7 protein-coding genes and 1 pseudogene are annotated in these 15,111 nt (G+C 69.0%); 6 read left to right on the forward strand and 2 right to left on the reverse strand.

The features are described from left to right. The 3 genes and pseudogenes from ACO1BR_RS13935 to ACO1BR_RS13945 all read left to right on the forward strand — a co-directional run. Positions 1-740, forward strand: a pseudogene (locus ACO1BR_RS13935) (hypothetical protein); the annotation flags it as partial. A gap of 187 nt (positions 741-927) precedes the next feature. After that, complete coding sequence (locus ACO1BR_RS13940; RefSeq protein ID WP_426795373.1) at positions 928-4,977, forward strand: SGNH/GDSL hydrolase family protein; 4,050 nt, start codon at positions 928-930, stop codon at positions 4,975-4,977. A gap of 111 nt (positions 4,978-5,088) precedes the next feature. Then, on the forward strand, positions 5,089-5,874 hold the full coding sequence (locus ACO1BR_RS13945) for a hypothetical protein (RefSeq protein ID WP_426795374.1): 786 nt from the start codon (positions 5,089-5,091) through the stop codon (positions 5,872-5,874). Between the two features lie 122 nt (positions 5,875-5,996). Here the strand turns inward: ACO1BR_RS13945 and ACO1BR_RS13950 are convergent, their stop codons facing one another. Continuing rightward, complete coding sequence (locus tag ACO1BR_RS13950; protein ID WP_426795375.1) at positions 5,997-6,680, reverse strand: hypothetical protein; 684 nt, start codon at positions 6,678-6,680, stop codon at positions 5,997-5,999. Positions 6,681-7,720: 1,040 nt separating this feature from the next. Between ACO1BR_RS13950 and ACO1BR_RS13955 the strand changes: the two genes are divergently transcribed. Both ACO1BR_RS13955 and ACO1BR_RS13960 read left to right on the forward strand, forming a co-directional pair. After that, positions 7,721-8,968: a hypothetical protein gene (locus tag ACO1BR_RS13955; RefSeq protein ID WP_426795376.1), complete on the forward strand. Its 1,248-nt coding sequence runs from the start codon at positions 7,721-7,723 to the stop codon at positions 8,966-8,968. After that, positions 8,949-9,407: a hypothetical protein gene (locus ACO1BR_RS13960; RefSeq protein ID WP_426795377.1), complete on the forward strand. Its 459-nt coding sequence runs from the start codon at positions 8,949-8,951 to the stop codon at positions 9,405-9,407. Before ACO1BR_RS13955 ends, ACO1BR_RS13960 begins: the two co-directional genes overlap by 20 nt. On the opposite strand, the gene ACO1BR_RS13965 is transcribed toward ACO1BR_RS13960, so the two are convergent. Next, the gene (locus tag ACO1BR_RS13965) at positions 9,378-11,885 is read right to left on the reverse strand and encodes an ATP-binding protein (RefSeq protein ID WP_426795378.1); all 2,508 of its coding nucleotides are present in this window, start codon (positions 11,883-11,885) and stop codon (positions 9,378-9,380) included. The genes ACO1BR_RS13960 and ACO1BR_RS13965 overlap by 30 nt on opposite strands. Before the next feature lie 130 nt (positions 11,886-12,015). On the opposite strand from ACO1BR_RS13965, the gene ACO1BR_RS13970 reads away from it, so the two are divergent. Further along, complete coding sequence (locus ACO1BR_RS13970; protein WP_426795379.1) at positions 12,016-15,105, forward strand: tetratricopeptide repeat protein; 3,090 nt, start codon at positions 12,016-12,018, stop codon at positions 15,103-15,105. Positions 15,106-15,111 lie beyond the last annotated feature (6 nt).

Consider the following 15,111-nt stretch of genomic DNA (forward strand, 5'->3'; position numbering starts at 1 on the left):
CACTCCCGCTGAATGTTCCCTGCTCGTCGAGTCCCAACGACCCAAGCAAAGGCCAGGCTGACATGCCCTGTTCTGGAATCGGCTCTTCTCGCGAGCGCCGCCGCATACCCGATGGTGGCAGGACTGTGGCGCTGGCGATCGCGACGCTGGCCGCCGGCGCACTGGCTGTGGGGTGCAGCAGCCAGACGAAGGCTGCACCGTCGAGCAGTCAGCGCCCCACGGCGACTGCCTCCACCCCGGAGCCTTCGGCGTCTGCACCGGAAGGCAATTCCCCGGCCACGTCACCGGCCGCACCCGTTACCCGTGCGCCCAGCCCAGGGAACGCCGAGGACTGGGATGCTGTCGCGCGAGCTGCTGCCGAGCGGGCAGCCAGTGCCCCCAGTGGTGATCCCGTGCATCCGAAGGCGACTCATTCGGGGGCAGATGACAAGAACTTCCAGCAGCGCGCCGTCGTCAAGGGGGATGTGACGGTCTACGCCCCCGTTCGTAAGGGTGCGGGGCTGACTGTTCCTGTGGAGATCAAGAACAGCGGCTCCCGACGGGCGTTCTACCAGGTGGACATCCGGGTGCAGGGGCCAGGCGGTTTTGACGCGACGGTGCACGTCGACACCGACGTTGTCGGGGTCTATCCGGGTGGGTCGTGGCCGGTAGAGCCCACCGCCAGCGACCCAGGTAAGTCGGTTCCCGAGCACCCCCAGGTCACCATCGAGCGCGTCTCGCGACGGGAAATGCGCACCTGACATCTCGCATCCCGTCCGCTTCCGCTTCCGCAGGATCGACACCGAGCCACCGTCATGAGCTTGGCATTGCGGCGTGAGCGCTGACGGGATCCATGCCAAGGTCCGCCTTGTCCAGGCCAATGCGAAAGATCTGGTTAACAACACGAGCAAGCGCAAGCAGGATTAAGAGGCACTGGAAGGGACAAACTTGTTAAGAATTCCCAGACCTGCCCGCCAGGCCAGCGCCGTGGTGGCGGGCCTGGCGGCCACGGCGGTCCTGACCGGGCTCATACAAGCCCCGCCCGCAACTGCCAAACCCAACCCGGCACCCAGTCCCTCCGAGACCGTCCCCACCGGCGGCGTGAAGAACCCGGACAAGTCTCTCGGCCCCGGCTGGAAGAGCAGCCAGGACCGGGCCGTGGCCGGCGCCGCCGAAACCGACGGATACAAGATCCTCGTCGCCGACAGCAGCAAGGCGTACGACTGGACCACCGCCGCCACTCTCGCGGAACCCGGCATGCAGACCGACTTGTGGATCGGCAACCAGTGCACCATGGACGCCGATCACGTCGCAGCCGTGTACGCACCCCGCACGTTCACCAACAAGCCGGACCTGATGCAGGGCGGCGCCTTCGCCGCCATCGTCAACTTAAAAATCGGCGCGGTGACCAAGCTGCCGTTCACGGGCTCGCTCGCCTACTTCGACCCCACCTGCAACCCTGCCACCCACACCGCCGCCTTCACCGCATTCCGCGGCATGAACGACATCAAGGGCATGGAGACGCGGGTGGTCACGGTCAGCACCGCCGGACGCACGACCGGCGACGTGACAACAGGCGGCGAGGTGACGTCTGCCGTTCCCGTGCCCGACGGCACCGTCGCTGCCCGCGGCAATCGTCTCATCCACCTCGACCGCATCGGCAAGGTGAACGCCCTCACCACAGCCCGCGGCATCCCCTTCGACATCCGCCCGACCCAGGGCGCAGGTCTGGCGTTCATCGAACGCGATGGGGACAAGACAGCACACGCAAAGGTGTGGAAGGGCAACGGAGAGCCGGCCACGGTCGCCACCGGTCACCTCGGCGACCTCGCTCTCGCCCAAGGCGCTTCCCGCGTGTTCCTCACCGGACACCCGACGGGCAGGGCGAGCACAGCAGGTACCGGCATCACACGCCTCAACGCTCCCGCCACCTCCGACATCTCCTCGCAGGGGCGCCTGGCCACCACCCCCGTCCTGTCCCCGAGCGTCAAAGCCGGCCTGGACCGGATCGCCGACGCCGGCAAGGGATTCACCAAGGAGAGCGCCGCGAAGCTCAAGGCGCACGCAGGCGACAAGCCCGAGAGCCGGCCCCTGACGGTTACCTCGACAGCCACCACGACCGGCACCATCGTCACCCAGGTCGTCACCCAGCAGGCGCCGACCGCATCCGCCTCCCGCCCCTCTCCGGCCCTGGCCGCCACGGGCAAGAAGCCGCGCTCCCTCGCCGCAGCTGGTGTCTCCCACGACCCCACCGACCCGGACCGCCACTGCGCGATCTCCCGCAACGACGTCCACGCTCAGGCGCTCCAGCCCACCCCGAACCAGGTGGAATGGGCGGTCGACATGGCGGTGCGCGGTGAACTGCATGCCGGCTACCTCACCCAGGTCGGCTACCGCGACCAGGCGGATCTGGGCAGGATCGATCCGCAGGGCCTGTTCCCGGCACCGACCCTGAAGGGCGGCGGACGGGTTCCCGCGAACGTCCTCCTCGGCATTCTTGCGCAGGAATCCAACCTGTGGCAGGCCGAATCCGGCTCCATCCCGGGCCAGATGGGCAGCCCGCTCGCCGCCATGGACGGCTACTACGGCCGCAAGGCGGTCGAAGGCGACCCGAACGCCTACTGGAAGATCCACTGGGACAACTCCGACTGCGGATACGGCGTCGGGCAGGTAACCGACGGCATGCGCCTCAACGGATTCGAGAAGACAGATCCGTCCGGGAACAAGATCCCCAACCTGCCGCCGGAAAAGCAGAAGGCCGTGGCCGTCGACTACGCCACGAACGTCGCCGCAGCCGTCCAGATCCTCGCCGGCAAGTGGAACGAGGTCCACGACGACGGCCAGAAGGTCACCGTGAACAACGACGACCCCTCCAAGGTCGAGAACTGGTTCACCGCCATCTGGAACTACAACCTCGGCTTCAACGCTCCCGCCGACGCAGGCGCCAACAACGGACACTGGGGCCTTGGCTGGTACAACAACCCCGCCAACCCTGTGTACGCCAAAGGCTGGGGCCACCCCTTCATGGACACCGACGTGGACGGCCCCGACGCCAACAAGGACGCCGCACACCCCCAGGACTGGCCCTATGAGGAGAAGGTGATGGGCTGGTCCGCCTGGTCCATCGACACCGGCTTCTCCTACGCCACCTCCGGCCGTCAGGACTGGCCCGGCGACAACGGCTACGCCACCGCCGGCTTTTACCCCGCCTGGTGGACCACCACCGCTGCCCGCAGCGCCGTCTCACCGCCCCTGAGCACCTTCTGCAACAGCAACAACAACTGCGACACCGCCACCCCGCCGGACTGCCCCAACAAGAAGTGCTACCAGCAGTACTGGTGGCACCAGCCGAACGCCACATGGAAGTCGGACTGCGCCACCGCCTGCGGAAACGAGCACATCAAGTACGAGAAGCTCATCACCGAGCCCGGCCGCGGCTACCGCCTCCAGTACGGACAGCCCATCTGCGCCGGCGCCCCATCAGGCTCCCATGTGGTCGCCTCCGTCCCCGACACCACCAAAACGTGGAGTGACTGCGGACAGATCGCCTCATCAGGCAGCTTCCAGTTCACCTTCTACCCCGACAGCGCCAACAACTACGAAGCAAAGGAAGACCTCCACCAGATCGGCGGCGGCTACGGCGGCCACTTCTGGTACGCCCGCACTCGCGATAAAGACCACCTCGGTGGCGAGGGCGGCCCCATGACCATCGACGGGACCTGGACCGATCCCGAAGCCCTCGGATGGGCCCGCGTCCTGGTCCACCTCCCCGACACCGGCGCCCAGACCCGCCAGGCGAAATACACCATCCTCAACACCGATGTAAACGACAACACCGCAAAAGCCGACCCTCAACGCGTCGTCGAACAGCGCGCCGGCCGCTGGGTCAGCCTCGGCGTCTTCCACTTCACTGGAACCCCCAAGGTCAAGCTGTCCAACAACACCGCGGACGGAACCGCCGACGAAGACATCGCGTGGGGAGCCGTCGCCTTCCAGCCGCTGTCCGGCAAGCCGAAGAACATGATCGTCGCCATGGGCGACTCCTACTCCTCCGGCGAAGGCGTCTCCGAAGGGAACCGCGACTACTACCCCGAAACCAACTACCGCAACAAGAACACCGACAAGACCCGCGACGCCTGCCACCGCTCCCACTACGCCTGGTCACGTCAGGCCACGCTGCCCGGTGAATCCCAGTCGATCGGCTACCTCGACGACAACTCCGACTCCGACATGGACTACCACCTCATCGCCTGCTCCGGAGCCCGCACCTACAACGTCCTGCGCGAAGTCCAGAGCAACGGCGGTGAACTCCCGCAGATCGAACAGGGATACCTCGACAAGAACACCACCCTGGTCACCATCTCCATCGGCGGCAACGACGCCCGATTCGCCGACACCATCCAAAAGTGCCTGCTCTCCTTCGGAAGGAGCAACTGCAAGGACAAGGCGTTCGACAAGCCGGACGCCTCCGTCGGCGGCCGGGATCAGAAATTCGTCGGCCAGCCGCTGGAGACCGCCACCACCGGCATCATCAACGAAATCGTCCGACCCGACATCACCCAGACCCTCTACCAGATCCACGCCCTCGCCCCGCACGCAAAGATCGCCCTCATGGGCTACCCACCCCTGATCTCCAACAAAGGCTCCTGCCTCAACCTCGGCGTCATCGGCCTGTCCGAAGACTCCGCCGCCTGGCTCAACAGCACCGCCGACACCCTCGCCACCGCCATGCAGGGCGCAGCCGACGACGCCAAGCAGCAGGGCGTACCCGTCTGGTTCTCCAACCCCAAGAACGACTTCGTGAATCAGGCCGTATGCGGTGACCCCGAACAGGTCCACGGGATCGTGAAGACCCTCACCACATCCGACAACCCGGCCGTGGACTTCCCGCTCCTCGACAAGTACGGCCTCTCGGCCCAGTCGTTCCACCCCAAGATCGGGGGCGCGCGCCTCTACGCGAACTCCCTGGAACGCACCATGGCCGGAATGGGCCTGTAACCGCACCCACCCACGATCAGCGGGGGCACCCCACACGGGGTGCCCCCGCACCCGCAGGAGATGAGTACTGGGATGGATAGACGCCACAGACTGCATTGCCACAATGGCCGCATGACCACGAAGCAGACCAAGAACGCCGCAACCGCCTTACGCAACACAGGCAAACGTCTCTTCGGACTGCTCTCCGTCCTCCTCATCTTCGCCGTGACCGCCTGCTCCTCCCAAAACCGCGCCACCAGCCCCAAAGAGGTACGCAGACTCGCAGGAAGCACACAGGCCGAAGAATCTCGGAAAAAGGCCGAGCAGCGTCTGCGGGCCATCGCGGACGCCTACGACAAGAAGACTCCACTCACCCTCGCCCTGGTCACTGTGGGCGACATCTGCACAGGCGGAACAGCCAAAGAATGGCTTTACCAGAACGGCGCTGACCAGTACAAAATCCGCTGCGCCATGCACCTCACTGCCTACTACGGCGCCGACCCCCACCACATCGGAGACGTTCTGGACGGCATCTTCACCGCCGGCGACCACCACTCCGCCAACGGCGCCCCCAAGGACGCCATCCCGTTCAACCACGACGACTACCGCACGCGCCTCGTCACCTACTACCGGAGTCACGGCCCGAACCCGACAGGCCCGAACCTGCCTGAACTGGCCCAGGTATCCAACCCCTCACAGACCCTGTCATGGGACACCGTACGCAGCAGCCAAAGGAAGCTGGTGCAAGAGCCCGACCCGTGCATGAAGAGCGATCCGCCGGTCACGCGATGCCTGCGCGAACCGATGCAGAAGACGGTCGCCGACATACGCAAACAGTATGGAATGGTGTTTAAGCTGGAGTTACCGGTGACTTACTACTATGAGGTGTCCAAAACGGGCAAAGTGCTTCAAGGTTAGAGAACCGTTCACGCATACGTTGCCCTAGCAGTTCGGTCGCCGGCTGCCCACCTTGCCTCTCCGCCGCGCTGTCACCGGCTCCGAGTTGTGCTCACCCACACCGCCCGCCACATACGCTTGGCCTAGTCGGCGGCCTGGCGCTTGCGTCGCCTGCGGCGTACGGCGACGGAGGCGAGTGCCACGAGGGCGACGGCGGCTCCGCCCCCGATCAGCCAGGGCAGGCGGCTGTGCGGGACGGGTGGGCCGGCTACGGTCACCTGCCGGGTGGTGGTCTCCTGCCCGTGGTGGCTGACGACCGTCATCGGGTACCTGCCCGCCGGTATGTCGTCCCGTACGACCGTGTGCCCTCCAAAGAGCGTGCTCCCGTCGTCGCACTTGCAGCCGGGATCGTCCTCGCCTTCCCTGAGCGTCAACGGGCCATCGAAGAGCGGGGACTTGACCGTCAGTGACGTCTCGCCCGCAGCGGGCTGCCGATCGGTCAGGACCACGATGACGTCGCTACCCGGACGCACGGCGCCGGGGTCCCCGTCACCCGGCAAAGGGCGCTTCGCGTCACCGACGACGAACCGGCCTATCACCGCCGACCCCTCGGCGACGACTGCTATCCGAGCCGTGGCGACAGTGCGGCCGTGACTGGTCGCGGTAACGGGGTACGTGCCCGGCGCGATGTCACCGCGGATGCGGTGCCGGGTTCCCGGCGCGTCGGTCTGGACGAACTGAACGGACCCTTTTCCCAGCGGGGTAAGCGGAATAGGTTCGACGAGGGTCGGCGAAGTGACCGTCACCTCGTCCGTTCCGGCAGGCATCCCGGCGACGTTGAACGCGACCGGCCCGTTCACCTCGATCCTGACCCCGGGCCCAGCGCCGGTATACGACAGGTGAGGACCTCTGGCCGCGGCTGCTCCCGGCGCCGCCGACAGGAGGAGCGCACCGGCCGCGGCCAGGCCCGGGGCCCACCGGCGCAGGGACGGGGGAGGGAACACGGCGGGCTCCTTGCGGGGTCGGGTCTCCAACCGGCGGTGACGGCGCGGCACGCGCCTCGTGCCGGTGGCGAACACGTTGACGCATGTCATCGTCGATGACGTTCGACCGCCCGCAAGGGTTGCCCGGCACCGCTCTGGTCCAGCGGACACCACACCTGGCTGGGACCTGTCCGGTGAGTCTTCGTGGATTCAACCGACGCCGACATGTCCAGCCACGGCTGGCTGACGGAGCCTCGGGCGCGGCCCGCCCGCATCAGACACGAGTGCCCACCCGGACGATTTGCCGGGCGCCTGCGGAGTAGTAAATTCCAGAAAGGAGGCGGAGCTTCCTACGCGGCGTGCGGTAGATGTGTGTCGTTCGTGCGGGACTACGCCAGTTGCAGCTCACCCCGCATCACCGGCGTGTACGTATGGTTCNGCGGCGTGCGGTAGATGTGTGTCGTTCGTGCGGGACTACGCCAGTTGCAGCTCACCCCGCATCACCGGCGTGTACGTAAGGTTCAACTCGGTCCTCGGACACCACAAGGCAATCAGGGCCCCAGATCTTCCAGTCTGGGGTCTTTTGTCGTTTCCGGTGCTTCGCCGTGGCAGGTTCCGATCGCTCGGCGGTTCTGAGGATCCGGCCGGGAACCCCGTGCGGCCGCCGGCCCCCGTTGTGGCGCCGATCACGGCGGCCGCCCGCTCCGGCCTCCTCCGGCACGCAGGCCCCGACGTGCACTGCAAGGATTCGTCCAGCCCCTGGCAAGTCTTTCGTCCGGCGCACGGGGCACGTCACGGTGGACAGACCCGAACATGACGACTGGGGGAACATGTCTACCGTCATCGGGCCCACGGGGGCCTTGCGGAGGGACCCCGGCCAGTGGTTGACGCTGCCCGGGTGCAAGAAGATCCTGTTCATCGTTCACACCGAGGTGTACGGGAAGCGGCTGTGCGATCTGCTGCCGCTGCTGGAATCCGATCTGCGGGTGCAGGTGGCGTTCACCCTCGCCCCGCACGCGTTCAACAGCGGAGCGGACCGACTGCTGAGGTCTCTTGGGGCAACCGTGCTGCCCTGGGAAGAAGCGGTGCGCACCGAGTTCGATCTCGCGCTGGCCGCCGGCTCCCAGGGAACCGAGCAGGTGCGCGCGCCGCTGATCCGCCTGCCGCACGGCGCCGGACACACGAAGCTGTCCCGTGTGGCGGACGACCTGACGGGGAGTCCGCGGAGCGTGGGCGGCCTGGGGCGCAAGTATCTGATGTGGGACGACAAGGTCGTGCCGACGGCGTTCGGGCTGGCGCACCGGGACGAGCTGACGCAACTGGAACGTTCGTGTCCCGAAGCCCTGCCGGTCGCGGAGGTGGTGGGCGATGGCTGCTACGACCGGATCGCGGCGAGCCTGTCGCTTCGGGAGCGGTACCGCAACGCCCTTGGGCTGCGGGACGGTCAGAAGCTGGTGCTCATCACCTCGACCTGGGGGCCGGGCTCGTCCTTCAACCGGCTCGATGCGCTGCTCCCCCGGCTGGTGGCCGAGTTGCCGCGCCACCTGTACCGCACGGCGATTCTGGTGCACCCGAACGTATGGGCGGGGCACGGCGGCTGGCAGGTGCGGGCCTGGCTGGCCGCGTGCCGGCGCTTCGGCATCACGGTGCTTCCGCAGGAGGTGGACTGGCGTCCGCCGCTGATCGCATCGGACTGCGTGATCGGTGACCACGGTTCGGTCACGCTGTACGCCACGATGACCAAGGCAGCGATCCTGCTCGCCAGGTTCCCCGAGCGCGACGTCAACCCGGAATCGCCCGGAGCCTCGCTGGCGCTCGCTGCCCCCGCGCTGTCGCCGGCACATCCCCTCACGGAGCAACTCGCCTACGCGGCCGCCGAGTACCCGGCGCAGGAGTACGCGCGGATCGCCGCACGCATCTCCTCGGAACCGGGCCGTTTCAACCGGAACATGCGGCGGCTCATGTACCGGCTCCTCGGCATCGGCCAGCCCGCGTACCACCCGGTCACCGAAGTGCTCCCGCCACCGGGCCCACTCGTCGGAGCGCGGGGTGGGCGCGCGCTGAGCCGGAGGGGCAACGGCCGTCATCGCAAGGGTCACAGGGGGTGCGGGCGTGCTCGCGGTGAGGGGTGAGGCAGGCCCGGCGAGCGGTCTGTTGATCGTCGGCTGCCGCACGGCGGTGATCGTCCCGAGCCACGACTGTCTCGGGGTCGATCTGGACACCTGTGCCGACGAGACGGCCCGGCAATGCGCCGATGTGCTGTACGGCAGTGGGGGCGCCGAGCGGGCGAGGTGGCTGCTGCGCCGCTACCCGGGCTGTCTGTTCGTGCTGCTGCGTGCCGGCGGTTCGCGGTGCGTCGCGGTCGCCCGGACCGGCGTCCGCGCCGTGACGGCGGTCGGCGACGGCCGGACGGCTCACGGGTGGGATCCCGTGCTGCTCGCTTCGCTGCTCCACATGTGGGTGGTGGCGTTGCTGCCGCTGGAGATGCTGGCGTCCGCGGTGTTCGTGTGCGCGGGAAGGACGTATCGGTTCACGGCCTCGTCAACCGGGATCCGTGCCGGGGGCGGGTAATCGTGCCCGCAGTCGCCGGGCGTCGCCCTCGCTGACGGGCTCGTAGAGGGCCAGGGACTGCTGGTAGCAGTCCCCTGCCCGGGAGGCGTCTCCGCGTTCCTCGGCGGTCTGCCCGAGAAACTCCCATACCCGGGCCTGCCAGTGGACCGAACCGGTCGTGGTGAACTCGCCGAGTGCCTGGTCGAGCAGTTTCGCTGCGCGGTCGTGGTCACCGGATGCCTGGGCGTGGGCACGGCCGAGCAGGGCGAGCGCCCGCGCCGCGTCGTAGGGGTCGCGCAGGGCGAGGAGTTCCTCGCGGGCGCGGGTCAGCGGGTCGATCGCCGCTGCCGGGCGGCCCGCGGCCAGTGCCAGATCGCCGAGGGAGAGGCGGGTGAGCGCGGCTCCGCGGTGCTGTCCGATCTCCTCGCGCAGGGCGAGTGCGCGGGTGAAATGGGAGGCTGCGGGCTCCCATCGGCCGGCGAGCAGGTGCGACTGCCCCAGTCCGTGCAGCGCCTGGGCCTGCGCGCGGCGGTCACCGTCCTGTTGTGCGCCGCGGAGTGCCTGGGCGAACCACTCCGCGGCGGTGTCGTGGTGTCCGGCTCCCCGAAGTCCGACCCCGCCCGAGGTGAGCATCCGGCTCTCGCCCTCCCGGTCACCGTCCCGGCGTGCCGCGGCCAGCCCGATCTCGTGTGCCTCGATCCACAGGTCGTACGGCCGCAGCCGCAGGAACAAGGGGAACATCGCGTCGACCAGTTGCCAGGCGGTCGCGTGCCAACCCGCCTTCGCCGCGATGCGCACCATGGCCATGAGGTGCGAGCGTTCGGAGTCCAGCCAGTCCAACGCCGCGCCGTCGTCGACGAACGCGGGCGACGGCTTCGGTTCGTAGGCGTACGTACGGCGGAGTCTGCGGTGGCTCGGGGTCAGCAGCGCCTCGGCTGCCGTCGCCCTGGCCAGGTAGAGGTCGGTGATCCGGCGTACGACGGCTTGCCGGTCGCCCGGCGGGTCCTCGCGGGCGGCGGTCTCGTTCGCGTGGGCGCGGACCAGGTCGTGCAGGCGGAACCGTTCGGCGCCGTCGATGCGGTCCGGCGGCAGGTCCTCGACGAGGTTGGTCTCGATCAACTCGTCGAGGAGCAGCCCGATTTCCCCGGGCGGGAGTCCGCAGGCAACCGCGGCGACGCTCTTGTCGAACGTGCCGACCGGCGCCGGCCCCAGGCATCGATAGGCCCGCGCGGCATCGGGAGGCAGGGACCGGTAGGACTCGTCCAGTACGGTGTGCACCGCCCGTTCTCCTTCGGCGCGCAGCGCCGCCAGGGCTCCTCCGTCCTCGCCGAGGACCCCGACCATCGCCGCCAGGGACTGCTGGGGACGGGCGGCCAACCGGGCGCCGGCCAGGCACAGGGCGAGCGGCAGTCCGGCGCACAGGGTCGCCACTTCGCGAGCCTCGGCCCGTTCCCTGTCGACCCGGTGGGCGCCGATTCTTCGGGCCAGCAGTTCCACGGCGGAGGGCCCCGCCAGCAGGCCGAGCTGGTGGAAGGCGGCGCCGTCGACGCCGAGGCTGGTCAGCCGCCGCCGGCTGGTGACCACGACCAGGCTGCCGGCCGCGCCGGTGAGCAGGGGACGCACCTGGGCGGCGCTCAGCGCGTTGTCCAGCATGACAGCGACCCGGAGTCCAGCGGTGGCGGAGCGCCACAGCGCCGCTTGTTCGGCCAGCTCGGCCGGGATCCGGTCGATCCCATAGGCGCGCAGGAACTGGCCCAGCACTTCGCCCGGCCGCGCGGGGTGGTCCTGCGAGTGTCCGCGGAGGTCCACGTACAACTGCCCGTCGGGGAACGCGCCGGACGCGCTGAGGCCGCCCAGCCACCGGGATGTCAGCGCGGTCTTCCCGATTCCCGCGGAGCCGCTCACCACCACGACGAGCGGGGTGCCGGCCCGGCGCTTCTCCGTCAACAACGCGTCCAGTGCCGCGAGATCGTCCTCCCTCCCCGTGAAGTGCGGTGGTCCGGGCAGGAGTTGACGGGGGACCGGTAATCGGCCCGCTGCGGGCGGCGCGGTGAGCTGATGGAAGTGGACCCCGCCGTGCACCTCACGTGATTGCAGGGTGGGTCCGGTGAGCTGTGCGGATCCGCCGATGGTGTTCACGGCGTCGAAGGATACGGACGCTCGGGTCCGCGCAAGCCACGCTCGAAGATCCCGAGCGAGCGGCGCACGGGACCATGATTCCTCCGCCAGGCGCTGGGCGAGAGCGTGGATGCGGTCAGGGTCGCCGGGGGCCGCCCGCGCCACCGCAACCAAGCGGGACAGCGCGTCGGGGCCGTCCGGTACGGGGCCTGCGGGCGCGGGGCGCGGCCCCGACGCGCGGACCAGCTCGGCCAGTTCCTGCCATGTCCGATCCCCGGCGGCAACGGTCATCGCGGAATACAGCTCCTGAACGGTCACCGGGTCCACGTCGGCCGCCTTCCTCCCGTCCGCGCGGCGGAGCGCCGGGGCTCGCCCGCTCACTCGGTCAGGTGAGGCGTACCCGTATCGCGTTCGATTTAGGCCGGTCCGTGCACGAGGCGGAGCGCCGGGACGATTACCCGCCAACGCCTGAGGCGGCCTGGCGGCCCAGGTGACACCGTGTCATTCTTTGGTGCACAGCGAGCGGGGAGCGACCGGCGATTGGGGGGCGCTGGTGGACTTCGACATCCTCATTCTGGGCTCGGTGGAACTGCGATCGGACGGGTGCCGTGACCCGCTCGGCTCCACGAAGGAACGGCTGGTCCTCGCCGCCCTGGCGATCGACGCGGGTCAGCCGGTCACGCTCGACGCGCTCATCCACCGCTTATGGGACGACAACCCGCCGGCCAAGCCGCGCGTCAGTCTCCATGCCTACGCCGCCCGGATCCGCCGAAGGCTGCGCGGTCCGGACGGTCAGGACCACCTCGTACAGCACACGCACACCTACACGCTCGACGTGGAGCCGGAACGCGTCGACTACCACCGCTTCCAGCACCTCGCCGGCCAGGCCCGAGCGCTGACCGACAGCGGCGACGACGAGCAGGCACTGGCCCTGTTGAAGGAGGCGGACGCGACCTGGCGGGGGGAGGCACTCGCCGGGCTGACGGGCTGGTGGGTGGAGAACACGCGGGCGGCGCTCGGCGAGCAGCACCTCGCGGCGACCCTGAACCGCGTCGACATCGAGATGCGCCGGGGCCACTTCGCCGAACTCGTCGCCGAACTGACCATCCTGGTCGAGCGGCACCCGACCGACGAGACCCTCGTCGGCCATCTGATGGTGGCCAGTTACGGTTGCGGGCGTCAGGCCGATGCGCTGCGCGTCTACGAGGCCGCGCGGCGCCGGCTCCGTAACGAGCTGGGCACGGACCCGGGTGAGGGCCTGGCGCGCCTCTACCAGCTCATTCTGCGCCGGACGCCCGTGGACGGCCTCTTCACCGGAAAGCGGCCGGTGGCTGCCCGGCCGGTGCCCAACAACCTCCCCAGTCACGCCGAACTCGTCGGCCGCGAGGCCGAGATGGGGCTCCTTCACCTGCCCTCGTCCGAGGGAGGTGTGATCGCGTTACAGGCGATCAGCGGGATGGGGGGCGTCGGCAAGTCCCTGCTGGCCCTGCATGCGGCCCACCGACTCGGCAAGCGGTTCCCCGACGCCCAGCTGATGCTCGACCTGCGGGCGCACTCACCCGGCGCGGCACCGCTCACCCCCGAGGCGGCACTGAACGCGCTGCTGCGCATCCTGGGCGTGCCGGCCTCCGGCATCCCGCAGGAGTTGGAGGAGCTCAGCTCGCTGTGGCGCACCATGCTGAGCACCCGCCGCGCCCTGATCATTCTGGACGACGCCGCCGGCCCGGAACAGCTCCGCCCGCTGCTGCCGGGCAGTTCGCCCTCGTTGATCATCATCACCAGCCGCCGCCGGCTCGCCGGACTGCCCGGCATCCGCTCCATCGTCCTCGACGTGCTCCCCGTCGACGACGCAACCGAGCTGTTCGTCCGGCTGGTCGGAGCGGAGCGCGCCGGCGACCCTCACGATGTCGCGACCATCGTGCGGCTGTGCGGGCAGCTTCCGCTCGCCCTCGAACTGGCCGCCGGACGCCTGGCCTCCCGGCCGTCGTGGACGACCGCTCACCTGATCCAGCGGCTGTCGCGCGGAGAGGGCAGGCTCGGTGAGTTCCGCGACTCCTACGAAGAGATCGCCCGGACCTTCGAGATGTCCTACGTCGCGCTCACCGTCGAGCAGCAGTCGGCCTTCCGCGCGCTCAGCCTCCATCTCGGCCAGGAGTTCGGCCTGCACGCCGCCACCGCGCTCACCGGACTGCCACTGCACGCATCCGAACGCGTCCTGGAAGCACTGCTCGACTCGCACCTCCTCCAGGAACCGGCGCCTGACCGGTTCCGTTTCCACGACCTGCTCGGCGAGTACGCGCTCACGCTCGCCCGCGCCGAGGACACCTCGGACCAGCGCGACCGCTGCGTCGCCCGACTCGTCGACTTCTACCTCCACGCGGCGGACCGGGCCGACCAGCTCATCTACCCCCGTCGCCATCGCCTCGGCATCCGGCATGCCGCCGATCCGTTCCCGCTCCCTCCCTGGTCCGGCGCCCAGGAGGCCAAGAGCTGGCTGGCGGCCGAGCGCACCGCCCTGTTCACCGCCGAGCACCATGCGCGTACCCATGGCCGCCCGCGCACGGCCGCCCGGCTCGCCCACGCACTGGCGGGGTTCCTCGACAGCGAGGGCTACTGGGCCGAAGCGGAGCGCATGCACCGGCACTCCGTCGCGTACTGGCGGACATCCGGCGAATCCCGGCCGGAGGCCCGTGCGTTGATCGACCTGGGCTCCACACTGGCCCACTCCGGGCGGTATCCGGAGGCCGTCGAACGCGCGCAACAGGCCATGGCGTTGGCCCGCGGCGCGGGAGACACCACGGCGGAGGTCGAGGCGATCCATCTGCTCGGCGTGATCCACTGGCATCAGGGGCAGTTCGAAGCGGCACTCCGGATGCAGCACACGGTGTTGGAACTGCGCAGGGCTCTCGGTGACCGGTTCCAGATCGCCCGCTCGCAGAACAACCTCGGGATCACCCACTTGTTCCTCGGCCACCACGCCTCGTCCAAGGAGTGCTTCGAGGACGCCCTCATGGGGTTCCGTGAGGTGGGCGATTCCCAGGAGGAGTCGCGGGCCCTGAACAACCTGTCCGACCTCCATCTGGCCCTGGGCGACCGCGACTCGGCCCTCCGTACGCTGCAACGGTCCCTGGACATCAGCATGGCCGGCGGAAGCCGGTCGGACCAGGCGGTCATCCAACTGACCCTGGCTTCCGCCTTCGAGGTCCCGGGCGACCTGGACAAGGCGCTGGACCTCTACCGCCAAGCACTGTTCTCCTTCCGGCAACTGGGCGACCGGAGGAACGAGTGCCTGGCGCTGAACGGTATCGGGGAAGCCTTCCAGGCCGCCGGACGCAGCAACGAGGCCGTCGTCCACCACCGCGGCGCACTGGATCTCGCCAACACCATCGGAGCGGCGCACGAACAGGCCCAGGCGATGCGTTGCCTGGGCGTCGCCGAGGCCGGTCTGGGCAACCTCCGCTCGGGGCTCGCACACCTCGAAGCGGCGGTGACCCTCGCCAGCGAGGTCCACGACCCGGAAGAGAAGAGGAAGAGCCTCGATGCGCTGGCGAGGATCCGGGGACACGACGGCGGTACGTACCGCAACCAACGCCCTACGTAACCGAGT

It is taken from the genome of Streptomyces sp. YGL11-2 (assembly GCF_050054615.1).
Lineage (GTDB): Bacteria > Actinomycetota > Actinomycetes > Streptomycetales > Streptomycetaceae > Streptomyces.

What these genes read in the sequence shown, in the direction of transcription:
- ACO1BR_RS13945 (WP_426795374.1), top strand. Translation starts at nt 5,089, where the DNA reads ATGACCACGAAGCAGACCAAGAACGCCGCAACCGCCTTACGCAACACA.
- ACO1BR_RS13950 (WP_426795375.1), bottom strand. Translation starts at nt 6,680, where the DNA reads ATGCCTGCCGGAACGGACGAGGTGACGGTCACTTCGCCGACCCTCGTC.